The 26,235-nt window shown below is 37.6% G+C and carries 8 protein-coding genes; all 8 read left to right on the top strand.

Annotated elements, in window-relative coordinates; genetic code table 11:
- Positions 1–159 precede the first annotated feature (159 nt).
- The 8 genes from FAX86_RS19975 (at position 160) to FAX86_RS19940 (ending at position 25,943) form a co-directional block, all read left to right on the top strand.
- On the top strand, positions 160–15,525 hold the full coding sequence (locus FAX86_RS19975) for a Tc toxin subunit A-related protein (protein ID WP_144395267.1): 15,366 nt from the start codon (positions 160–162) through the stop codon (positions 15,523–15,525).
- Positions 15,526–15,711: 186 nt separating this feature from the next.
- Positions 15,712–17,064 (top strand): hypothetical protein, encoded by a 1,353-nt coding sequence (locus FAX86_RS19970; protein WP_144395266.1) that lies wholly within the window; start codon positions 15,712–15,714, stop codon positions 17,062–17,064.
- Positions 17,065–17,222: 158 nt separating this feature from the next.
- Positions 17,223–18,302, top strand: coding sequence for a hypothetical protein (locus FAX86_RS19965; protein ID WP_144395265.1), 1,080 nt, complete (start codon positions 17,223–17,225; stop codon positions 18,300–18,302).
- A gap of 8 nt (positions 18,303–18,310) precedes the next feature.
- Complete coding sequence (locus FAX86_RS19960; protein ID WP_144395264.1) at positions 18,311–18,829, top strand: GNAT family N-acetyltransferase; 519 nt, start codon at positions 18,311–18,313, stop codon at positions 18,827–18,829.
- 109 nt (positions 18,830–18,938) lie between these two features.
- Positions 18,939–20,837 (top strand): hypothetical protein, encoded by a 1,899-nt coding sequence (locus tag FAX86_RS19955; RefSeq protein ID WP_144395263.1) that lies wholly within the window; start codon positions 18,939–18,941, stop codon positions 20,835–20,837.
- Positions 20,838–20,962: 125 nt separating this feature from the next.
- A complete protein-coding gene (locus tag FAX86_RS19950; protein ID WP_144395262.1) occupies positions 20,963–21,898 on the top strand; it encodes a hypothetical protein in 936 nt (311 codons plus the stop codon).
- Positions 21,899–22,088: 190 nt separating this feature from the next.
- Positions 22,089–23,294 (top strand): hypothetical protein, encoded by a 1,206-nt coding sequence (locus tag FAX86_RS19945; protein WP_144395261.1) that lies wholly within the window; start codon positions 22,089–22,091, stop codon positions 23,292–23,294.
- 300 nt (positions 23,295–23,594) lie between these two features.
- Positions 23,595–25,943, top strand: a complete 2,349-nt coding sequence (locus tag FAX86_RS19940; RefSeq protein WP_144395260.1) for a tetratricopeptide repeat protein — start codon at positions 23,595–23,597, stop codon at positions 25,941–25,943.
- Positions 25,944–26,235 lie beyond the last annotated feature (292 nt).

Below are 26,235 nucleotides of genomic sequence, written 5' to 3'. Positions count from 1 at the left end.
TACGATAAAAAGTTAGTTCTTTTACCAGTCATCATTTCTAGTTTTTTACAACTCTCTAATAAATTTTCCATCAACATTTTATCAGCGCCTGTTTTGTCAGAGGTGGCAATGGCAATGAGCGTATGCGTTGAATTAATGAATTAAAATAGGAATAAATCCATGTCATTAAATAATATTGAAAATGATAACATGCCAAACTATATAAAATTATTTGGTGATGTTGATTTTAGAGAGGGCGAAGAAGCCCGCTCTGTTTACTCTCCCGCGGCTTATCTAACTGATTTATTGCAGTTGATCGATGACGAAATTAAAGCAGTCGATGATCCGGGTACAGGAGCAAGTGATGATGAGGTGAAGGCTTATCGAGCCCAACTTCATCAACGGCGAGAAGATATTCAAGATATTTTGTTAGATCACGATAGTACGTTTGAATTACTACCTTATCTTGATATTGTTAATCAACGTCTAGAAGTCAGAGTGGCTGGCTTGCCCAATGGAAGTTCAAGAGAAGAAGTCTATGCTGCAGCCTATAATAAATTGGCGAATGCTAAATTTCCATTCGATCTGCCATTTGATCTGCATAACGAACGCACGAAGTTATACGCAAAATATTTATCCGTTTCGCCATTAAAACTCTATCAGTCTATAGCTCCAACGATAAATGATGAGGTTATCGTAAAGGAATATCTTGGTCTTTCAAATGAGCAATATGTGAATATTTCAGATAACATGACGGTTGAAAGTGAGATTGATGAGGCGATTGTAAATTACTACGGTGGTAAATTAACCGATTTGGACAATGTTTTAGTTGATTGTTTCAAAGAGACCACCGATATTGCGCACATTGATTTAAACCATTTATTAAATTGGAACTTGAGTGATAAGGAAAAACAAACTTCTAATACAGTATTTAATATAACCGATACTTATTTAAACTCAGGTTTGGATGGGTATTTTAAATTCTCTCAAGACGAATCAATGCTTGAGTGGGTAGGTGGCAGCGAGGTTATTAAACGAAAGAAGTGGTTGCAAAGAGCGTATCGTTTCCTACATTTATCAAAAGCACTCGGCTGGAGTTACATCGATCTTGAATTGGTGATTCGAACCTGCTGCCATAATGTTTTAGATGAAGAAGCTTTAAAATCGATTGCACTCGTCAAACATGCAATGAGTAAGTTCGATATAAGTACTCAGGAAGCATGCGCATTATATTCAAATATGAACAACCACAATTTTGGAGAAGAAGATTCTCCAGTAGATTTATTTAATCACTTTTACAATGGTGCTTGTGCTGAAGTTGACGAGCGCTATGTAGGCCCAATAGAACCTGATCAATATAAAGGTTACACGCCTTTCCGCGCTACTGGCAAAATACTCGATTTAGTCAATAAACCCTATCGAACTCGTATTGCTCGATCTCTAGGACTTTCAGACAAGCATCTGCAAGAAATAATAATGGGTTTTCACTCGCGTAACGATCAAGATATTGAAGACGAATCTTTACATTTCTCGTTATGGACTTTTAAGAAATTTCAATCGTCTCAAAATGGCACTGAAACTTATGAGTACGATACTAGTTCCAATGGTCTTTCATCTGATTATGGCATGTTATCGACATTATATCGAACTCGAAAATTATGCGAGTATCTCGACTGGTCCTACTCTGATTTATTTAATGTTTTGGATGTAGTTGAACACGATCCACTCGTAGGTTCGGAAGGATTGAATAACAAATTCATTCAACGGTCGAGTCTTAACAGAAATGGCTTTGATATATTAGTTAACGGCGAAGTTAATGAGCTTCAGTGGCTAGTTCAAATCTTAGAAAGTGTCAGTCAGTTGATGCTAGATTCAAGTTTGAGTTCAGAAGATTTGCTTTATTTTACTTGCGGACGATACCCTAGGAATTTAAAGCACACTGGTGGTGATGATGTTAAAAAAGCATTAACTCCATTCGAAAGAGAGATGCAAGAAGATGTTGCTACGTATGACAAAATATACCAAAAATTTAAAGAAACGCTTCTTAAGCCAGTGTCGTATAAATCAACTAAGTTTAGTGAACGACTTTCGAGAATTGCATATGATTTTGTGGTCGACGCAGAAGGTGAGTTGGTCTCCCCTGATGATAATCGTTTAGTTCATAAGAACAAACAAGCGATTAAAAATACGGCAGAAGATGTAATTCAATATCTAGATGTAATCAGTCCATCGGATTTCTTGGGTTTGGGGTTAGAGGAAAAAGTAGCCTCAAAAATATTCGATAATCTCGTTCTAATTGGGTATTTAGATAACAGCGGTACCGTCAAACAAGATTACTGGCCACTAACAGTCAATGACTTTTTCCTCGAGACTGACTTTAATTCAATTAAAGATGAGCTTTTTAATAAGATATCAATGTATTGCAAAGAATATGTAGATGCCACTTTGAACCCATCCGATTTAGAGTTTTTAGATCTAACCGTTGAAGAGCGTAACGAGTTAATAGATAACTTGATTTTTAATGGCTATCTCGATGAAAGCAATGTTGTTATAGAGAAGTCAACTTTTGAATCGCAGGAAAATATCAGCTTGTTTGATGTGAATTCAAATATTGGTGTTTTCGCAGAGTCAGTTTACAACTACATTCAACTAAGAGTTGAAAAGTTCAAGAAATCAAGAGTGAAAGTAAGCAGCAGCTTATTTGAAGAACTAGAGCTTTCTGAGCAAGAAGGTTCTTTGTTACTTGAAAACCTGATTGTTAATGAGTACTTATCAGAAGAATGTATCATTAAAGATAATGAAGTAATGTTATCTTTAAATGAAAAAGAATTTTTATTAGATATTCAATTTTATCCGCATCGAAAGCAGATATTAAGAAGTATCAAGACTCGTATTAAAAAGGTTCAAGAGAGCTATCTAGTTTTAGGTAGAGAGCAGTTTAATAAAATTGCAGACTCAGTTGTCGCCAGCTGGATATTTAAAGTAATGACGGATTTCTATATGGTTGATGGTCGGTTCACGGCTGAAGCCATGGACTTTTTCCGCGATAATAATAACTCGAATGAACTCGATATACATTGGCCGTTTACTAAGCATGATAACGGATTAGTTTTCAAACGCGTGCAATCAATATTGAATGAAGTGGATTCTTATCGGTTTACTTCAAGTCACCTATCTTCTCTAGATTTTAGTGATAGCGAATATGATGATCTTATTGATGTATTAATCAACAATGGTTCTTTGAGCGAAGATTGGACTATTACTCCTGAAAAAGTAGAGTACTTTTTAATCTTGGACAATGCTCTTACATACGAGCTTGAGGGTTTCGAAGATTATAATAAAGATGTTTTCTTTCTAATACATGGTTTGGCGAAGAGAGTTAGTGAGACCAAGTCGGATTTTATAAATAGCCATAACCGTATTGCGCAACAACAACAAGATGTTATCTATCAAATGTTGTCTGAAGCATTTTCTTTAGAAAGAGAGGCCGTAGAAGCTCTGACCAATGAAATGTTTGGCGATAGTATGATGGTTTCTGATACCTGGATTTTACCATTACTCAATTCTGTTGATGTCTTCGATAAAATTTCCGAACCGCCAAAAAATAGGTTGTTTAATAAAAGTTTCCGTCGGATAAAACGTTTTGCCAAATTATCAGAACAATTAAAGCTTAGTACTCATGAAATTGTTATAGCCTTCAGAGACCAAAGTATCGTTAATAAGTTACCTATTGATATTGAGCTGCCTACTTATACGATTAAAGGGAAAACAGGTATTTCGGACAAAATAATTGAGATTCAGCAGACCGGTTTTGACGCTTTGTTAGAGAGCATGGATGGCTACATCTATATCTTCAAGAATGCAGAAACTAGCGATATTAACTATGAAGACGATTATCCTCGTTATTGGATGTTTTCTTCGATTACCAGTGAAAAGGAAGATACCGAAGACGATAGTTTGTCGACTTTATTAACAGGTAATAAAGATAAGTTAGTAGAATTTGAAAGTGTTCATGCTGCATTTGTTAATGAGAATGATCAGGATGTTATTATTATTGGAGATTCTTATTATTATAGAAACTTGATAACCGAAGAAGAAGAAGAGGAAGCAGTAAATAGAAAAGAAAAAGGCTGCTTTCCCAGACATCGTAAATGGCACAGAGTTAAGCGTGAGTGGGGAAGAACCCATAATAACTTTAGTAAGCTAAAACGAGTCGATGCGGCTTTTACTGACCTTAGTGGTCAAAGTTACTTGTTCAGCGATAGTCAGTTTGTTCGATATACGAAAAGCAGTAATGGTAGTTATGATTACAGTACCATTGATGCAGACTACCCGAAAGATATTCAAAGTGATTGGCATGTAGAGGGACTATCTGGTGTATTGCATGAGGATTTCAAGTGTGGTGTTGATGCAGCGCTACACGGTTCTGATCATATTACATATTTCTTTAAAGATAATCATTTTGTAACCTCTGATGCACCAAGCGAAAAGAAGTCAATTAACAAACACTTTATTAATGGCAAAAACAACATTGCAGATGGTCAAGAAGTAAGTGCATGTTTCACAATGAACGGAAAAACCTTTGCGTTCAGTGGCGACCAAGTGTTTGCCTATCGAGACGCATTAGAAAATAACGATTTAGAAATATTAGAAGGCTTTCCTTTAACGATTAAAGAATTTATTCACGAAACCATCGGTGATGGAGCTGTAATTCCTTCAGAATATCTACATGGTATCGATGCGGCTTTTTTGGGTGAAGATGAAAAATTGCATTTATTTGTAAATGATAAAACTGTTATTGTTGACTTCGCTAATAAAACTATTTCATCAGAAAAATATTTAAAAGAAGATTGGGGAAATGCTAAAAGTGATACCGATATTCAAAGTATAACGGTCGATGCTGCGTTAGCTGGTGTAGATGGAAGAATTTATATTTTTAGTGGTACTCAATATTATCGATACAGTTCTGAAGATTATACAAAAGTAGATGATGGTTACCCACGCTCCATTGCTGAGGACTGGCAAGGCTTATCAACCATTAATGCAGCATTCATTATGGACGGTAAAACCTACATTTTTGGTATGGGAGATTACGTCGATGCTCAGGGTGTAGTCAGAACTCAGCAAGACATTTATGTCCGTTATTCAACAAACGACTACAAAGTACCCGATCAAGATTATCCTAAACTGCAAGATGAAGTCACCGAATACTGGTGGAATTTCCCTGAAGGTTTTGGAACGGGAACGGTGGATGTGATCGATGGAGTTACAGCAAGAAAGCAAGTCGATGCTGTGTTTAATGCGCCAAATAACAAAACCTACGTTTTTTCAGGCAACCAATTTATTGCGTTCGATCACATCAATCGCTGGTGGAGCGAGCCAAAATATATTGCAGACGAGTGGCACCAATGGGCCGGTGCTGGAATTAATAAAATTGATGCAGCATTTTGCGGAAAAGATGGAAGAAGTTATCTATTCAGTGGAAACCGCTTTGTTATTCTTTCAGATAAAGATTTATGCAATATTGAATATGGATATCCAAAGCTTATTGGTAGCCTTTGGTGCAAGGTTGTTGACCCATTAAGCCAATGTGGAAAAATCAACGCGGCTGTATTTCTCTCTAGTGTTGAATATAAAGACAATGGTGGAGATATTAACGCTGAGAAGATAAAAGAAATCAATCGTTACACCTATTTGTTCAGTGGTGATCATTATTATCGTTATGTGTATTCAGGCAATAGTTACTTGTTGGACTCTGGTTATCCGCGAACGGTAGCGCACTTTAAAGATGAACCTCGTTTTAAGTATTTAGACGAAGAGACTTCTACGTTATTTGAAACGGATGCTAATTGGCTATCACATATCAATGCAATTGCTGCGGATGAACGCAGTGTATTCATGTTTGAAGGTCGTAACCTACACGTCTTATCAGACAGTTTAAATAAGGTATATGGAGACAATAGTTCTGTTTATCAAAATATCGATTGTGCTTTATCTTATGAGGGTGCATTTTTTGTAAAACAAAATAACTCCTGGAAGCATCTAAGTGCACCTGAACAATCAAGTGTAATGTTAACTCCTGAATTACCAAGCTTACTCAAACATATTAGTAATGACGATAATATTCAACTCGATGCAGTCTTACAAGGTCTTGACGACAATACCTACTTGTTCATGGACGACTGTTATTATGATACTCAATTGAATCGTGAATATAAAATTTCCAGTAAGTGGGGGCGAGAAAGAAACAATATTCAGGACAAAGGAAAGATTGATGCTGTTCTTCGTAGGGAAGACGGTAAGACCTATCTGTTTAGTGGCGATCAATATGTGGTTTATCATACTGATACCTATGTTGGAGAAAATGTTTATCGCCGGACTCTACAGGATCAAGCGGTTCACCTTATTGAAGATGACTGGTTTGGATTACAGAGTATTGACCTCGCTTATAATCTCGGAGAAAAGACCTACCTATTTGAAAAGCCAGATTATAATGGGCAACGTCGTTATGTTTGTTTGTCCAGTTGTGACTGGGAGAATAAACACGATGTAAATCCCAAAATGTGCAGCGATAACTTCTGGAACCTACCTGAGCACTTATTGGCCGAGGGCTGGAATCTTCCTGATGGAATTTTAGTTGATGATCAACTCACCACGTTGGAACAAGTTGAAGGCAAGTTTAAGACAGTATTAGGTGACAGTAAGGAAGATGAAGAACATCATACGTTAATCTTTGTTAAAGATGGTCAGTTTGTCCAGCTAAATACTCGTACCGATCGTTGGACGAAACCTTGTTCCATTAATAAATTATGGGAAGGTTTAAACTGTGAGGAGGACTTCTTTGATGAGTTGACTTCTATTTTTGTGTATGAAGGCAATGTCTACCTCTTTGCCGACAATTGTTACAGAATCAGTCGAGTGACTACAGGTACAAACAACACGCTAACTCGATTATTAGAAGAACCTAAGGCAATCAAAGATGACTGGGCAATTGTTGAACCACGAGTAGAACGAATAGACGCAGCATTCGTTTACGACAATAAACATACTTATCTATTTAGTGGTAGTGATTATATTCGGTATGAGGATCATGATTATTGTCATGTGCCTGCTGGATATCCTAAACGTATCGCGGAAAGTTTAAGACAAGAACCTGGTTTTGAACACTTGCCTCATGGATTTGAAAGTTATGTCAATCAAATAGTTAATATGGCTTCAACCGGTATTAACCCCGTCATTATTAAAGCGGCATTAACCAACGATCAGAATATATATCTATTCTTCGAAGACCGGTGCTTAGCGGTTGGCAAAGAAAAACGTCGTAATATGCAAGTGGGTTTATTGGGGAATAAACACAATGCTTTTTCTCAGTATGGAAAGATTGATGCCGCATTCCGAAAAGAGGACGTCACTTATTTATTTTCTGGTGATCAATATTTGAGATACTCTGAATGTGGTTACCATAAGCCAGATGCAGGCTATCCGAAGAGTATAGAAAGAGATTTTGTTGCGGACTATTTTCGAGATCAAGTAAATATCAATTTTGAACTCCCCAAGAGCTTCTGTAAAAATGTTAGCGCTGCATTGGTTGATCACGAAACCGTATATCTATTTAAAGGTAGGGAGTTTATTAAGCTAGAAAACGGAGAATCAGTTCAGTTAGTAGAAGGTAACTGGGGACAAGTTAATAATCTATTTGTTGATGAAAATGGTGAGCCTAAGCAAGGCGCAATTGATGGAGCATTCGTTGATAATGAAGGAAGACTCTATGTTATCAAACAAAATCAAGTGATTCGCTACAAAGATACTGAACAAACCTTCATTGAAAAAGGATTCCCAAAACATATTAATTCTGTCTTCAAGCAGCTGCCATTGAGCTATGAGAGTGGTATTGATGGTGCTTTCACCTATGCTGGACAAACTTATCTCTTTAAAAATGCGGTAAATGTAGAAGAGAGAGCTGATTACGTTAAATACGATAATTCAAATTATGATTGCTTATCGAGACCTCTTTTATCAAGTATTTACCCAATGTATTTCGATGAAAAATGGGGCTCTATTGCTGATTATCGGTTAAGAGATTTATCGACGATTAGCTGCTTTAAAATGTTGGTTGAAGATTACGGTAGTGACCAATCTGTCGTAGATGTTTTACGGCAAGACAGTGGTTACATTAATAAACCCTATGAACTTCTGGCGGAATTATTTGATTGGGATATCGATGAACTCAAGTGGTTAAAACGCCATAATGCCTTCTTACCAACTCAAGTAAACGATGAGCGTCGATATGATCTTGAGTTACTTTGCAGAATGCATGATATCTTCCAATTAATGTCGGAGATTAGTGCGGATGTTCGGACCTTTTATACTGACTTTTGGAGCAAGCGCTTTGAAGAGAACATGACTGATAAACCAGCGGACTATCTATTAGGTTTGTTAGGTAGCAAATATTGTGGTGATAAAAGTCAAGATGTTCTTATTGACGAGTTGCACAATCATTTAAACGTGATGAAACGAGATGCATTAGTACCTTACGTTATTGAGAACAATGACAGAAGTATTATTGACGCCCGCGATCTTTATGAGGACATGCTAGTTGATGTCAACATGAGTGAATGCATGGAAACGTCTAAAATAAAGGAAGCGATTTCTGCGCTTCAGTTGTATTTTCATCGTTATTTTATTGGATTGGAGCCTGCACAATTAATTGATGAAGGAGAGCCTGGAAAGGCTATTTTAGCTTCCGAACGTAGAGAGCGGTTGAAAGATCGCTGGGATTGGTTGAAAAGCTATCGAGTTTGGGAGGCCAATCGTAAAGTATTCCTTTATCCTGAGAATTATATACGTCCTGAACTCAGAGACACAAAATCTCCGCAGTTTGAAGCACTCGAAGAGAAATTGCTTCAAGGCGAACTTAACGAAGATAATATTGCTAAAGCAATTAATCATTATACTAATGAGTTTTCAGTAGTCTCACAGCTGACAATTTCTGGAGGATATGTTTATTCCGATCCTAAGTCGCCGAGTGATAAAAGTGTGATTTTATTTGGACGAACAAAAACACAGCCTGAAATGTATTACTATAGAATCGGTACTTTTGTTGCAAGAAGAAGTGATGCGGTGAAGTGGCAGCCCTGGAAAAGTGTCGATATACAAATTGAAGCGAAAAGAGTTTACCCAGTCTATGCATTGAATCGCTTCTATGTATTCTGGGCAAAAGTTGAAGATAGATCCGACGCAGGCCCTAATACCTCAAGTAAATTTGAGAAAAAAGGCGAGAATTTTAACTCTAAGTCAAATGTTACGAATAGTACAGCTCTGACATTTTACTACTCATCTACCGATCTGAATGGACAGTGGTCACCAGCTCAGAAGTTAAACTATGAAATTCCATCCAGTGATACGATAGTAGAGTCTCTATTGGATTTTAGTGATATTAAAGTAAACTCGAAAAATGAAATCGATCATATCGAAGTAAAATGTATTTACACGTCTGAACGAGAAATTAAACCAGTTGCTGACTCCGAAGGAAGAATTGAAACAGGAGAGCTGATTGATCAAATTGTCAGTGCTAATGATGACAATTCTCGATATGTTTACTTTAAGGTGAATAATGGAAATGGAACCTTTTATCTGACGGACGAAATTGATTCAAGTAGTGGAAATTGGCATGGATACCAACGTTCGTTACGCGCATCACGATTGTTACCTGGCGAAGAATTGGAAAACTCTTTCCGATATCAGATTACAATTAATCCATGGAATAGAAGTCCGAATGAGTTTTCGATTATAGCATTTAACAATTCCAATAATGGTTGGTGGAACTCTCATGGTGACAAAGGGTGGTTAGGACAATTTAGGGTCGATCATGGTTCTTCATGTCGTAAAAGATTTGAGTTTGCGTTGTATAAATCAAGCGTCACTGCCGGTTATTCTTTAGTTGGTGAGGATGATTTATATTTGATGGTCGACGAAAGTAACGGCTTTGTTCGCTATGCGGATATCAAGTCACTAACCAATAACGATCAGCGGTTACGCACGGTTATTAAAATTATTGCTAATCGGAAAGAGTTAAAAAGTAGCTTCCGATTCTTTCCTGAGTCAAGAAAAGTTGCCACAGTACCGGGAACCAGTGGGAAAATTGGTTTAGAAGAAAAGTCATTGCTGATTCGCGGACTAAAAACGTTTAAAGAATTGTTTCCTGCCGAAGACGACAACAACCTAAATCAAGCCATATTATTGAACTCACCTAAGGATGATACCTCATTAACTTGGGCGAGTTTCGATTATAAAGGTGCAAGCTTTATGTGTATGCCGTTGAGTGGAACGGCCGGTGTGTACACTCCTCATAATATCGCTTTGAATGGATTTAAAGTAATTTCTGCTGTAAATATTGAGGATGATACTTGGCTATTCAGTGATAATAAGAAGTTTATCAAGGCACAGCAAAACGACATTAGCAGCAATCAACCACTTCCTAATTCGCAAAATATTACAGATGTTTGGGGTATTACTCCGAATGCTTGGGAAAATATTGATGCGGCATTTGTCCAGGGTGCAGTGACTCATCTTATTAAAGGTGAGGAATATATTTCTTATCCGAATGGTAAATACGATGTAATTCCCGCGGGCTATCCTAAATCGTTAGCACAAAATCGAGAAATGTTGCCCCAAGCCGCAGTAGATGCAACTTTCCGAGCTGACAGTGTTAACTATTTTGTGCGTGGAGAAGATTGGTACAAAGTAGATGAGTTTGGTCAAGAAGTTCAAATGCCTGGTCGTCTTTGGCCTGAAAGTGATGAAGTGGGTGTCGGCGAAATTTCGCCAACGGAAGCCAAAGCCTACTTAAAAGTTAATGGCGTGGCGTATGCAATCGGCAATTCGAACAGACTATTAAAATTAACTAACTCTAATTTTGAAGGACAAGCGAATTCGAACTTTTCTCAATCTTCGTCACAACTTCCTCATTGTAATCGCCGAGCATTCATGATGAATGGTAAGTTGTACATCACGACGGATAGCGAAGACAGATACCGATATAATATTGGAGGATTAGAAGCTGCTCATGCTCATAATGGATGGACTTACGCTATTATTAAAAATGCGTCAAACGAATATGAAGTTAGGTCCTGGAATAACTCGTACGATCCGATTCGTAAATACATCATAAAAACCAAAAGTGGTCAAACGATTGATAATTTATTTTGGTTGAAAGATAGATTCTATATTATATCGGGTAATGACTATTATACCTTCATGAGTTTAGACAATCATCGTGATATAAGTGGCACACCTGATGGACAATTAGTCGATATTATTGAAAAAGCAAAGATTTTCTCTGTTATTGTCAAGCAAGATACGGTCGTAGTAATGACGAGCGATCGCTATATTAAATTCGACAAAAGTGAGCTTAAGGAAACTTCGCCTAGCTTACCTATGCCACAAGCAATATTGGGTAATTCTGATGGAATACCACAAAATCTTGACGTTATCGATGCTGCTTTCTTTAGTAATGAAAGAGTCGCTTATTATTTTGGGACGACTCATTTTATTACTGATGAAACTAATGCTTCCCTTGAGCAAATTTCTGGTAATTGGGGTAGACTCAAAAATAATCTACAAGATGACGGTGAATATAAAGGCAGAGTGGATGCAGCGTTCACGAAAGGAGATTATCTCTATTTAATATCGGGCGATCAATACTATCGATATGCCAAAATAAACCTTGATTCACCTCAGCTTGATACAGGTTATCCAAAGTTACTTGAAGGTAACTTAGAAGGTATCATTTCTGAGAATAAAAACTTTGACTTTGCGTTTACATTAGGTATCGATGAGAACGTTTACTATGTCAGTAAAGCACGAATCAAGAATGTACCGTTTTTAGACATACAATGGGATGGTGGCTCAACACAATATGATGTTGCCTATAATATAGGCATTGACAAGTTGTATATTATTAATGGTAACAAAGGCTACATGGAGTCCGAACCTCAAGAAATACTAACTGACGAAGACTATGCCGAATATGATCTTATTCGTTTATCGTCGATGGCGGGCAGCAAATTATCGCAGATCATCTTCAATAAAGGTGTGAAAGGCGTTATGAGTTTAGAGAGTCAGTTTATGGATGAAGCGCCACGATTCGAGCTGTCAAGTTCGACAACCGCTAACACACAAGAAGCTGTGATTCGAGCAACTCCAAATAAAGTGAGTCCTAGTCGTTTTCCTGTTGATACACATTTGGAGTTTAAAGGTGCTAATGGTCAGTACTATTGGGAATTGTTTTATCATGCTCCTTCGTTGATTGCTCAATCCTTGAATAATGCGCAGCAATTTGAAGAAGCGAAGTCATGGTATGAGTGTATTTATGATCCAACATCAATTAATGAATATTGGCAATTCGTTCCATTTAATCAAATTGATATTGTTGCTATTAATAAGCAAATTCGCGACATGAGTGAAATGCCTTTAAGTCTGGACCGAAATATTATTTCTGCGTTAACGGATAAGTTATTGCCATTTGTTCCATTCTTTGCTGGAGAAAAGGATTTAAGTGATGGAGCCATAGATGAACTAAAGGCATTACGTGAATGGAGCGACGAAGATAAAGTATATAAAACTTGGGAAGAGCTATATCGTGTACAAGTTGCATTGCGAGATTCTTTACCTACCAGCATTATAGAGACAGTAAATGAAGCTAATCTATTGATAACGTTAAATCAATTACCACCCAGTCCAAATGAGGCACCGTCTCTCACTACTTGTCAGGTAATTAGATTAAGAATTAAACATTTGCTATCGAACAATCCATCCCCTTCGGACGTTCTACTGGCTCAAAGTTCTCAAAAAGCACTTGATGATAACTGTATTGATATTTCAAAAATTATCGATTTAAGAATAGAAATGTTGTTATCTTCAGAACTTACTGACGAGAAAAAAGATTTGGCAAAAGCGGCGCACAAGGCGAACGAATTGCTTTCAATGACAACACGTTTGTATCAACGTTATCGTTACTTACAAACAAGTATGGAGCAAATTAAAACTTACCTAAATGATCCTTTTGACCCGCATGCAATTGCTGCATTACGTATTAATGCTTACCGAAGAACAACGGTAATGGCATACATTGATAACTTGCTTGATTGGGGAGACCATTTATTTAGACGTTATACGCGTGAAAGCATAGGCGAAGCTCGAATGTTGTATGTTTTAGCTTACGATATGTTAGGCAAGAAACCGGAAAATTTAGGTAAGCGATATCTTACTGATGATTTAAGTTTCAGGGAGATACGTCAAAACGGTGCTGGTATAGCTTCTCCATTTCCTGAATTCGATGTTATAAATTTTGACAGAGAAAATTATGACTTCCTATTCGATACCGAAGGTGATCCAACAGTTACAAGTTTGTCTCATAATGGAACGGTTCATGAGAGTGTGGCTAACCCATACTTTTATGTCCCTGAGAATAATTTTGTTCTTCGTTATTGGGAAAGAGTTGAAGATCGCCTCCATAAAATTCGACACTGCCTAAATATTGAAGGTGTTAAGCAACCGCTGCCCTTATTCCAACCGCCAATTGATCCTATGGCTTTGGTAAATGCGGTTGCCTCTGGAGGCAGCTTGCAAGCGGCTCTAGAAAGTATGAATTTACCGGTGCCACATTACCGATTTAATTTCATGCTCAACAAAGCACGAGAAGTTTCGGAGAAGGCGAGCCAACTAGGTAATGAATTACTCGCTGCGATTGAGAAAAAAGATGCCGAAGAGTTGAGCCAAATGCAAACAAAGCATGAAGGTCAAATCATAGAGCTAACGAAAGAAGTCCGAGTTGCGCAGATAGATGAAATTGGTGCAAATATAGAAAACTTAAAAGAAAGCATGGTTAGCGCGAAACAGCAACTTGATCATTACAATGGCTTGGTATCTGAAGGTATGATTACTTCAGAGCAAGTTCAAATAGGGATGATGACAGCAGCAAGTGTCATGTTTGTAGCAATTCCTATTTTGAAATTCGCCGGCGCTGCGGTAACAGCTGCTGCACCTGATGTCAAAGTGGGTGCGCCGACTACCATAGGTGCGACTAAGGGAGGTTCCAGTATCGGCGCTGGATTGACTTTCAGTGCTGAAGCGCTTGAATCTATTGCTGAAGGTATCAGCATGGGGGCTGAAGTAGCCGGTATGTATGCACAACATCAACGTTCAGTTGAAGATTGGAAGCATCAAGCGGTTGTTTTTGATAGTGAGATAAAACAAATTGGACATCAGCTAGAAAGCGCTAATCGCCAAATGGACGCCGCCAAGCAAGAACTGAAAATCAATCAAAAAGAGCAAGAAAACAACGCCTCAATCATGACGTTTATGAAAGAGAAGTTTTCTAACAAAGATTTGTACCTTTGGATGCAGGGTAAGTTATCGGCGCTATACTACCAGGCTTATAATATGGCTCATGACTTGGCAAAAATTGCTGAAGTGGCATATCGATATGAGCGCGGTTTGTATGCTGATAAAGTAAACTTTATCAATGGTCACTACTGGGATAACGCTCAAAAAGGTTTACTAGCAGGTGACAGCTTAGGTATCGATCTTAATAAGATGGAAAAGTCTTATTTGGATACCAATAAGCGCAGTTTTGAAATTACCAAAACAATCTCTCTACTGGACATAGACCCGTTAGAATTCTTTAAACTAAAGAAAGATGGAGTCTGTGAGTTTAGCTTTAAAGAGGAGCATTTTGACTATGATTTCCCTGGCCATTATTGCCGTCAAATTAAAACGCTCTCGGTGAAGCTCAATGCTGGTGAAGGTAAGACGGTTTTCGCGACTTTGACTCAGTTGAATAATAAGACGCTGTTAGCGCCTGATGTGAAAGCGGTTAAATACCTATTGTCTCCAAAAGACTTATCACCTGTTTCGATTCGTCATGATTGGAGACCAAGTCAGCAAATCGCTGTTTCACAAGTGGACCAATATTCAGGACAAAGTTCGGGATTATTCGAGTTAAACTTTGGTGATGATCGCTATTTGCCGTTTGAAGGTACTGGTGCAGTTTCTAGATGGCGACTGGAATTAGGTGGTAAGAAGGGAAGTTATAACCTTAAAGACTTGCAAGATTTAGAAATCGAGTTGAAATATACTGCGAAACAAGGAGGTGAAGATTTTGCTGATGCGGTTCGAGGATTATTGAAACCTTACGATACTGCAGTTCAACTTAATATTGCAGAAGCTTTTCCTAGAGAGTTCTATGCTTTCGTCCAAGATGAGACTGATGAATTAAGAATTAATATCACTCGTGATATGCTGCCTAATATTTCAGGTAGTAAAATAAATGGAATTTACCCCATTTTCGAAACACAAGATGATAGTGCTTTTTCAATGGTTCTCAACGACGATGACGAACTGAAAATTAAGAACCATAAATTACTATTTACCAATGGATTATCTGTAAGTAGAAAAGGAGAAACCTGGACCTTTAAAGCGAGAGGTAAAAAATCATTATTGACTAATATGATACTGGTGCTTGGTTATAAGGCATCAGCTTTATAAACTCAGTCTTTCAACTCAAATTAGACAAAAGAAGCTGACTTTTGCTTCTTTTGTCTTATCTTAGATAATTATTCGCTTACATCTACTTCACAGTAGTTAATTCAAAATAATTGATAAATACAAAAGAACTTATTGATGAATTTTTAGCTTGTTCGTAAGTTCTAAAGTTAATTAATGGAAGGTTTTATGTTTAACTTCTTAAAAAGAAAAGGTAAGAAAAAAAACAAGTCTGACAAAGCAACCGATTTTAACAATGTGACCAGCTTATCAGACCTTAGTCGAGAAATTCTGGAGCAAACCAGTAGTGAGAGGGCCGCGAGTCGTCGAATTGCGAAAGAACCCGTTGAGCTTGTCGAGAGTAGTCCACAAAATAAAAAAGAAATATCGAGTAGAATCAAAAAGCCGACACTCGAAGTGGTTAGTAAACCACAGAGACAAATATTTCTCGGTAGTAATGTAATGAGTTCAAACGATGGCTTATCCGAAGCAATTCTTTCTCGATTACCGAAAGATTTCAACGGACCGGTTAAATTTAGAAGCAGGGAACAAGCCGTTCTCTATTCTCAAGGCAAAGCCGAAGGTATGGGAGTTTGGAATGGTAAGTGGGTGAATCTAAGTGGTAATGGAACGATTGTTTTTGGTGAGGAACATAACGAATTGCGAGAAGATTTTGTTCAGGCAATGAATATAAGACACCGGCTTATTGAAGGTGCCTTTGAACGATCGTTACACGGAGTTCCGCTCGGAAACATTCCTACTCCACCAGCGACTCATGCAGCACATAAAAAATACGACGGCAGTGAAACTAATAAAGCGCTCGAAAACTATTGGCTAAGAGGCGGTCAATATATGGCTCGATTTGGCGCCGCAACCCTGAAGAATATTGAGCAATTTGTTACCAATATCGACAAGAACCCAAGCGAGGCCTATATTCCACCCATTGACAGACCGAATGAACTGCAAGAATTAATGAGAACGATTAGTGGAGTTAGGTTGCCAGCTATCTCTGAACAAACTCCTGATAGTGTTCGAGATGTTATTGCTGCTGTGAGGAATGCACAAACTCAGATTGCACAGTCTCAACAATCGGGATTAACTGAACTGATAGACACTTCAATAAGTGCTAATCGTGATCGTAGAGGAATTTATGCACACAGAGCCCTTGTTGAAGAATTAACAAAAGAACAAGCGCAGCAACTTCTCGATAACTTTACGCGTATATCGGACGCGGTTAAAGCAATTGGTTCAGCTCAATTTAAGGCTATCGCCTCCGAAAGTGAATTAGAAAATGATGTAAGACGAGTCGCCGAAACCCAGAAATTTGGTGCTAAAGACGATCCTTTCGCAATTTGGGGGCCAAGACGAGAAGTTGCTATGTTATCTAATTTAAATGCTGCACTACAAATCAATCCTCCACCAATCTTTGTTTCTATGGGAGTTGCTCACTCTGAGAACCGAAGAGATGTTATTGATATTATACCAGGCGTTACTTATGTGAAAGGAGGTATTCCTGATTTGGTAGAACTGGGTTCAATCTAAGAATTCAAGATTTCAAACTATTAGAAGTTGATTGTTAAAGATACAAAACAGTCAACTTCACTAATAGTTATTGGTCAGTATTGAGCTTAACTCAACCATTCTATTTTGAACCAAATCTGTTTGTTAATTTTATAAGCAGTCAAGAAAAAGGCACACCAATGTCAAAACCGAGTGCAAAGAAGAAAAGGAAGAATACAGAACGCATAAAAAGGAGTAGAGAAAAAGATAAGCGAGAAAGGCAACAAGAAAGAGCTAAGCAAAGGCGAGAGAAAAATCTATTTCAGTCTGAATTCATTAATAATGATGATCAAGACAGTGACCAGTCGGACACTGAATTCGGTGGTGTTGTACCTCGAAAGCCATTAAGTACATTAATACCAAAAGGCAAAGGAAAGGATTCTTCATTAAAAAGCCCGTTAAACATAAAACTTTTGGAAATTGATGAGCGTGTTAAAAACTATCAAGAAAGAAGTGTGAAAAGCGAAAGCGCGAATAAGGCATTTAAAAAGGGAATTGAACTGTGGCAAGCGCTACAATCCAACGACACTACTGAATCATTACAAAAACTAGATCAACAATTCTCGAATCACTATTTTAATGATTTGGATTCGTCTGAGTTTGAAGGGGTGTATAAAAATAAGCCACTTAATGACGATCAATATGTAGTTTCTTCATGGGGGGTCGAGCAGTCCAGTTCAAAACCTCCCGAGCAAGGCGCAAAAGAAAGTCAGAACGAATATGACGAAAGAATAAGTCAGCTAGGTGACGCACACTATACCAACTTCTTCGACCTTGGGATAAATGGGACGATTGTTGCTACATCAAATTTTCGAGATAAAGATTCAAATGTCGGAGCAAAAGGGAATTCTGTACCCAACAATATTTCGATTTGGGGGCAATATATGGTGACACTTAACGACTGGTCTCGTCGAAGTGGTAACGATATTGCTTCAGCTCTTAAAAATTTGAAGTCGATTAGAAGAAAAGAAATATCTAATGATGAAACGATGGAAGTAATCACACAATTTTTTAGCGAGGATATGATAAAAGATAAGAGTGTTACATTGGACCCAGGAGATGACAGGTTTTTTTCAATAATAGGAACACCAAATGGAAAGAGTGTTGTAAGAATGCTCTCAGAAAGAAAAGGTGTACTTAATAAAGACATCGAAAGTGTATCTCTTTTTAAAGATGGAATTGGAATTAGTCTGCAATTCAACTTGAAAAATAGAGTGTAATTTGAGTAATGAAGTTAGTTCCATTAAAACCCCAGCATATTTTAGGGTACTACAAACAATATCAAGATCCAGAGATGATCAAGTTACTCGATGGAGAGGTTCTTGATAGTCAATGTGAAGTTTCTCAATTTATCAACGAATCTATCGAGAACCCCAGTGAACATGATTTTGCAATCATTAAAAATCGTCGGTTCCTGGGGATTATTGGCATTGATGTTCTAGAAAATGGTAAATATGCGTGTATATACTATTGGTTAGGACAAGAATTTAGAGGAAAAGGAATCGCAACTTCTGCGATTAAAATCATGACTTCTTACGCTAAGAATTTGAAAGTCGAAAAACTTTACGCGTTTGTTTGGCCGCATAACAGACCATCAATAAGTTTATTAATCGGTAATGGTTTTGTTCGATTGCCAGAAACAATTAAGACGCAAGGTAATAAATTAGGATTTATGTTAGATCTCTACGGATATGAGGTTTTAGAGAGTTCAAAGTTACAACGTATCGTTCAAAAGTTAGGGTTTTAACCAAACTATTGTCATTAAAATTCCATTGATTTAATAAACGAGTAATGAGTAGTGTGTCTTACTGCTACCGTCGGTATTTTTATATTGAGAAAATCTATGAGGCTTCATCATGTCATCTCCATCAAAAAGAAGTAATAAGTTAAGAAATAAGTTAAAGAAGAACAAAGATAGCTCGCGCAACCGAGATACTGATGTTACATCTTCAGGGCTATCGGGTTCGAACAAAGTTAGTGTATCCGATGGCGGCCGTTCTATAGCTAAGAATAAGAAGTCAAGTAATGTCGATGCAAAAAGAGTTCTTAGCATTTTGGCGGGTACTACCGATCCATCAACCGCAAGTCAATCACAAAAAGACTTTGATAGCTTGATTAATGGACTAGATTCCTCAGGCTTAAGGCAAGTACAACAAACTTTAGCCTCCAATGCAGAAAAACCACCAGTTGAGATCGTAAAAGCGTTGGAGAAGGCTCAAATCAATCAACGAAAACAAGAGCAACAAGATTCTGCCCGTGAAGATATTGTTAATCTATCGGATGCATTAAGCAAAGATCCTAGTCAATTAACGCCTGAAAATATAAGGGATGCGATTAAAGCAACCGAGGAAGCGATTGCAAAAGGTCAAGCCATTAATAGTGATGGTGGCTTTTGGTCTCGCTTAGGTGAAACGCTGCGTATAGCACTATTAAAATTGGCGGATATGGATGACAGACAAGTCGCGAACGAAGAGTTATTGCAGCAATATGCCGATGTATTGGAAGCACGTAATGATTTTGAAGTCATTGGGGACACCAATAGAGCGGCAGATACACAGGATATTATTAGAAATTTGGAGAATGAGACCGCAGACGCGATTAATAAAACTGCGGTCGCTATTGATTCGGTTTTAAATTCAATCGATGACCTGGATACTGATAATCCAGAAAAAGTTATTGATACGCTTGATAAGATAAAAGTTGCACAGAATGATATTTTGGACCTGACAGATAAAAGGCGAGGTTTCTATGCTCGTCGTCTAAAGAAATTAAATGATACTCTATTACAAGCGGCTGGATTAAATCCAGACTCTAATTTTGCTAAAAGTAAAACTGACAGAGATACGTTTATTAAATCATCTCTGACTCAAGATGGACTCGATCTAGATTTACTAGAAAGTTTATCGAATGAAGCCAATGAGTTAGATACCGCAAATGAATTGATTATCGATTCTCAAAATTCTAGGTTGGATGGGAATAGTAAGTCTGATTCCACTGATGAAATTACACGAGTTAACGATCAAAACTCCCGTTCTGATTCGGTTTCAAAGTTACCGGATTTAGCTAGCGATTTAGGTTCAATTAGTATTGATAAAGTCGAAGGCTCCATTACCAATCAACAAGATGATGTCGATTCAAATCAAGGGCGAAGCGAGGATAACGCGACTGATTCCACGAGCTTAGACGAATCCAGCATATCAGAGCCGTCTGTACGGGACAAGGTTCCGACAACCATAGAGGAAGCTGTCAATAATGTATTAAGTGCAACTGAGAAGTTACCTTGGAATATGACTCAGTCCGACATTGCTGGAGCAATAAAAAGTATAAAAGATGCACAAGGCCTTTCTTTATCGTTAACCGGTACTGCAAAAAGTGAGACTCTTAGTGCGCTCAATCGTTTTGATAATGCTTTAAAAGAGCTAGGAGACAATATTTCGAACTCACAAAACCCTTCGTTACAACAAGCGGTGAATGACTCCAGAAAAAATTTGGAAAATGTGGTTAATAAACACCAAGACGATATCAATAATAATTCAATTGATCCCTCTATTGCTAATCTTGTAAGAAAGTCTGTCGAACAAATCCAACCAAATGAAATTGATGACGCCCTTAGTGTTGTGAGTCGTGCACCGAGCTCACCAAAATCTAATGCTTTAAGAACCGCATTAATTAATGTCAAAGAAGAATTGGGTGATGTCAGTCCGGTCGCGAAACAAGCTTTAGCGACTGCGCTAGACGGTTTTCGTACTCGATAAATACTCAGAATATTTGAGTAGTAAGATGACAAATAAGGTTGTAATAAATCAATCAGATTTAAGATTATTCAATGCATATTAAAGCCGAAGTAATCGGCTTTTTCGTTTAAATATATGGAGACAAAATGAGCGCTAGAAGACGACGTAACAGTAAAAGTGATAGTGGAGTTAATAAGGAGCAAGGTGGTGATATTGATCTCCAGAAGGGTAAGGATGTACAGCAATCTAAAAGCGATGAACAGGAAAAGAGCAATAATCCTGAGTCTTCCGATGTTTCACAGGATGCTGTTAGTCAATCGGGAAGTGTCGCAGCCAGTCGACAAGTAGGGAGTGGCCCCATACCTAAAGTTGAGACTTATGCAACTTTAAAAGACAGAGTGGTACAGTCTCAAAACATTAAAGAAGAGCTACAATTTTTGGGTGCTGGTACCAATAAAGATGCTTATTCCATAAACGATAAATGGGTGTTATTGGTCGCTAAAGAAAAAAATGAATCGGGTGATAAGTCAGACAACTCTCTAAAATTGTTACAAGAAGAAGCTTCGACCTTAAAGAAATTGCGTGAAGCTGGGATTGATACACCGGACGTTGGGGATGCAGAAGTTATTGTCGTTAGGATAGATGGAAAAGAACGCTATGCAATTTTAGAAGAAAAAGTTAATGGCTTTGAAATGCGTGGTGATGGAACAGCAACGACCGATCAAGACGTTCAGAAGTTCAGCGAGAAAGTGGTGGCTGATATTAAAGATACGGCCGATCCAGAGAAAAAATTAGAAAAATACACCAATGCATTAAACAGTTTAGAAAAGTTACGCGATTACTTTGATACAGGAACGGATATTCTAGATTGGCAAGTGACTTACCGAGAAAATGACGGATTCGTACTCACAATTGATCCGGGTCAGGAGGGGATTGCTCAGAATGGTACTGCTAAAAAAGATAGAGCACGTGTGGATAAATTGATTAAAGATTTAATACGCTCGAAAGACTTAAAAGATCTTAATGCTAAATTAGGTAAAGAAAGAGTAAAAGAACTGGATCCACCGATAAAGCTTTTCTAACAATCGGATTTATTCTTTGAGTCACCTATAACCATCGACCAAGAGTTACTAATTATAGATGATTCTGAACAGCTCGTTCAACTGTTTGCTAGTGAAAAAATAAGACCTTTTTGGTCGATTCTCAAGATTTGTCAATCAATTAACCGAATCCACTGAAAACGAATGTTTCTTTTCGATAGGTGAGAATTTTATGATGTTAAAACGAAAGTCGAATACAAATAAGAAAGCCGAATACCAAACAGAAAGTGATACTAAGTCAAATGAACAAGTGAAAGTCGAGGAACAAAAAGTTCAGGAAATTGAGAAACGTCGACCTATAAAGGACAAAGGTGACTCAGAACATGTAATCAGTTCAGTTAATGAGAAACATTCTTTATCCTCAGGAAATGGGGAAGAAAGTTCTGTTAAAGATGTCCGAGCACCACTGCTAACGAAAATAAGGCAGAAAAAACTAAATAAGCTCCACCTAACAGTAAACAATGGAGGGCAAGAAATAATAGTTAATTATGTTTGGATTAACCCTGATCCTCTAGGCGCACTTGAGAAGTTCAATATTTATTCGTGGAGAGCGCTGGGGCATAAAGTCAATATTTATACTCATCCAACATTATCTCACGAAGAATTAGGAATAGAACCGATTGATGCTACCATTATTCCATTAAGATCAAAGTTAGATGAAGATGAAGCTGTAGATGTAGAAGGAGACCCTAGACATATCTTAAAAGATGGTCGTTCGATTCTAAGTCGCTGGATTGATGCAATACCGGAACAAGGAATAACTCGAGAACATATTTTCAATATAGTCGACCTAACGAAGTCCTATCTCGGAGGAACTAAGCGTGGAATTGTGTTGGATATGAAGGTGGGTCCTAGTGTACATCTTCAGGATTATGCAGCTAGCTTTAACGATCAGCTGATTAGCTATACGCGTGGTGGTAATACACCTGAATTACCAGAAAATCAAAGTATTGGAACCATGCAGAAATCAGATAGTTTACGAGTGGAATATGCTTTGGCATTTAATGAAAGGATAAAAAATCTAGCAGACGCAGATTTTAACAAACCTTGGTTTAATCACATCACCGGTTATCACGGTCAATCCTATCAGCAATCCAACTGGTTAGACGTAGCAACCAAGAAACCTGATGGCCAGATTAATAAAGATGATTACAAAGTATCTGAACCTGGCGAGTTTGGTAAGGGACCATTTCGAATCTATAAAGCTGCTAGTGATCAAACGAATAAACCGAATAGTGTTAAGACAAAGCCGCAAGACGTTTTGGATATTTCAATAGAAGCTCTAAATGAGATGATGCAAAGTGGGGGTGATCAGTATTTTATAGAGAAAGCAATAATGGCTCATTCAAAATTGCCTAAACCAGCTCCACTTTGGTGATGATTACATTGTTGTGGGGCCTGTTTTTAATCAGATCTTAAGCTAATATCGAGTGTTCTTTGTTCAATCGACTTCAGTTCTTAGTTACTAACCCTCCTCGAAGCCACTGTTGGAGTGGCTTTCTTCGTTTTCCTTTCGCTTCTTTCATGCAAGCAATTCTATTTCAGTAAACGTGTCATTTTTATTGATTCTCTTGTATATACATCCTTGTTTAATAAGTAAAATATATCGTAGAGAATTAATGACTTATGGTATCGTTATACTTCTTGTTAAAAATAATAAAATCAAAGTTTAATCGTTATGGAAAGTTCATCTCTGTTCAATAAAATATGGGAGCAACGCGTACTTCAAGTTGTTGGGTTGTATATTGCAGCAACTTGGATGGCAATAGAGATTGGCGACTGGGTGATTGAACGATTTGTTTTAGCGCCCGAAATTACCTCATTTATATTCATAGCGATGTTGTGTTTTTTGCCATCGGTTGTTTTATTGGCGTTTCAGTATGGCAAAAAAGGCAAGGATCCTTGGCATAAGTCTACATTTCTTTTTGTTCCTGCAAATGGTGTTTTGGCGGTGTTTTTATCGTTTACTTTTGTCCAGCCTGTCAAAGCTACTGAAGTTAAAACAGCCATCGATGAGACAGGAAAAACTCAAGAGTATGTTGTGCCCAAGGAGCAATATAATCGGCGAATTATCAGCTTTTTTTGGGAGGAAGAGCAGTTAGCTGACGATGAAAAGTGGCTGCAATACGCGTTGCCCTGGTTGTTAGGAAAAGATTTAAGTCGTAATAAGTTTCTATCCAATATTACACCTTTTGAACACGCTCACTTGTACAATATTGTTAAGGATGGAGGATTTGAAAAAGGCGTAGGTGAACCGCTTGCTTTGCAGTTGGATGCGGTCCGAAAGCACTCCAGAGAATACTTTATTACTGGAAAAGTCACTAAACAAAACGACTTTTTGATTTTAACGGCCCATTTGTATCGATCGAGCGATGGTAAAATCGAAGAAACGTTTACTGCGAAAGGTAAAAATATATTTAAGACGATCGATCAACTCTCTGAAGAAATTAGTAAAAATCTTATAGGTTTTGCCATCCGAGAGTCCGTGCAAGATGATCTTCCCGTGAAAGAGCATGTTATTTCTGATCACGATGCTCTTAGAGTTTTGACTAATGCCATGGTTGATAAACTAAAAAATCCATATGGTGAGCAATACATCGGGCAATTTGAGGAGGCCTACTCATTAGAGCCTACCTCCATAGAAATTTTAAAAATACTGTCTGCTGCTTACTTTAATAACGGCCAATTTGCTTTGGCGAAACAAATAGGCGATAAACTGCAAAAGCAGTTTTATAAATTAACACGTCAGGAAAAGTTTAAGTATCAAGGGTATCTCTACAGCATTAATGGTGACTACGACTCTCATTTGAAAATTCTTGACCTATGGGTTGAGCTTTATCCCAATTCGATCGACGCGCATAATTATCGCGCCCAATATCAGTTGTCTTACGCAAAAGATCTCAATACAGCAGAAGCGAGCATGCTTAAATTAACGTCATTACTGCCAAACGATGCGGGTGTTTTCTATCGTTTAGCATCGCTTTATGACCGTATGGGAAAGATTGATAAGTCAATTGACGTTATGAGAAAGTCTATTGAACTCAGTAGCGATAAAGTTAACGGAAACTTACAATTAGCACAGCTTTATGAACAAAAAGGTGACTTCGCTAGCGCTAGAGATATTTATGAAGAAGTTGCGTTGATAGAGCCGGACAAAAGCTCTGTGAAATATCTGCTCGCATTAAATCAGCTTAAATTGGGTGACTTAAAGCAAGCAGAAAAAATACTTACAAAAGAATTAAAAGCTAATAACCTTTCAATCAATGAAATAGCGGGAATGCGGCATCTATTAGGTGAGGTGTACGTTTCTTCTGGTGAGATTGACAAAGCGCAGCAACAATACGATTTATTAGAATCCGAACTCGCTAATTTGTCTGAGGTTAATAAGTTAAACGCAACAATAATACCTAAAATTCATTTACTTGAAAAATTGGGTGAGCATTCGCAGCAGGTCAGGCAGATTGAAAATACATTAGTTAATTTTGAACCACCTTATACTTATGTCATAGAGTCTCTTTTACTGGGGGTGTATCGCGCTCAAAAGGACATCAATGCGATTAATGAATTTATAAAAAGATACGAATTAATCAGCGAAGAAAATAGCGCCTATGTTGAGAGTATACTCGATTACGCCTACTTGTATTTTTACGAATTGACTGATAATTACATTGAAGCAAAAAATCGTTCTGAGGTAATTATCGAGCGACTTAAGAAAACTTCACGCAGCATTAAACATCGCTTTTCTTATTTGTCATGGAAAGTTGAATCGGCAAGGCTATATTATTTGACAGAACAATATGATAGAAGCGAAGCTATTTTATCGGAAGTGTTAGTTGAATTTCCAGCGTCGGTATTGGCCAAGAAGGAATTAGTGACTTTGTACCTAAAGACAAACCGATTGGAAAAGGCTAAACAATTAGACGCAGAAATCATGACCATCTGGGCCAATGCAAATCCAGAGTATGTGGAGTATCAGGACTATTTGGAGTTGCGTGCTAAATTAGATTTGGAAGATAGTGCTTTATAGTAACAATAGAAATATTTCTAACATTGATTTCAGGCATTCTTAAATCAGCAAATTCTGTAATAAAATAAAGAACATAGGGGACTTATTGTAAGACAATGGAGTTGTTTGTTTGCTAGCCATGTCTTGTGATCTTCGTATAGGTGAAAAGTCAGCTAAAACTGTTGTTAGTTGTTAGTTGTTAGAAACTAGGATGGTTAGAAGCAGGCAAATTAGTTGCATCAATTGTATTTAACTATTTCAAAAGACATTGTTAGAAACATTTTGCTGGTTCAGTCTCGGTCTGGAGACTGAT

It is taken from the genome of Pleionea sediminis (genome assembly GCF_007570825.1).
In the GTDB taxonomy this organism is placed as follows: domain Bacteria; phylum Pseudomonadota; class Gammaproteobacteria; order Enterobacterales; family Kangiellaceae; genus Pleionea; species Pleionea sediminis.
The sequence above is the reverse complement of the archived record's forward strand: the minus strand, read 5'-3'. Positions and strand labels throughout refer to the sequence as shown.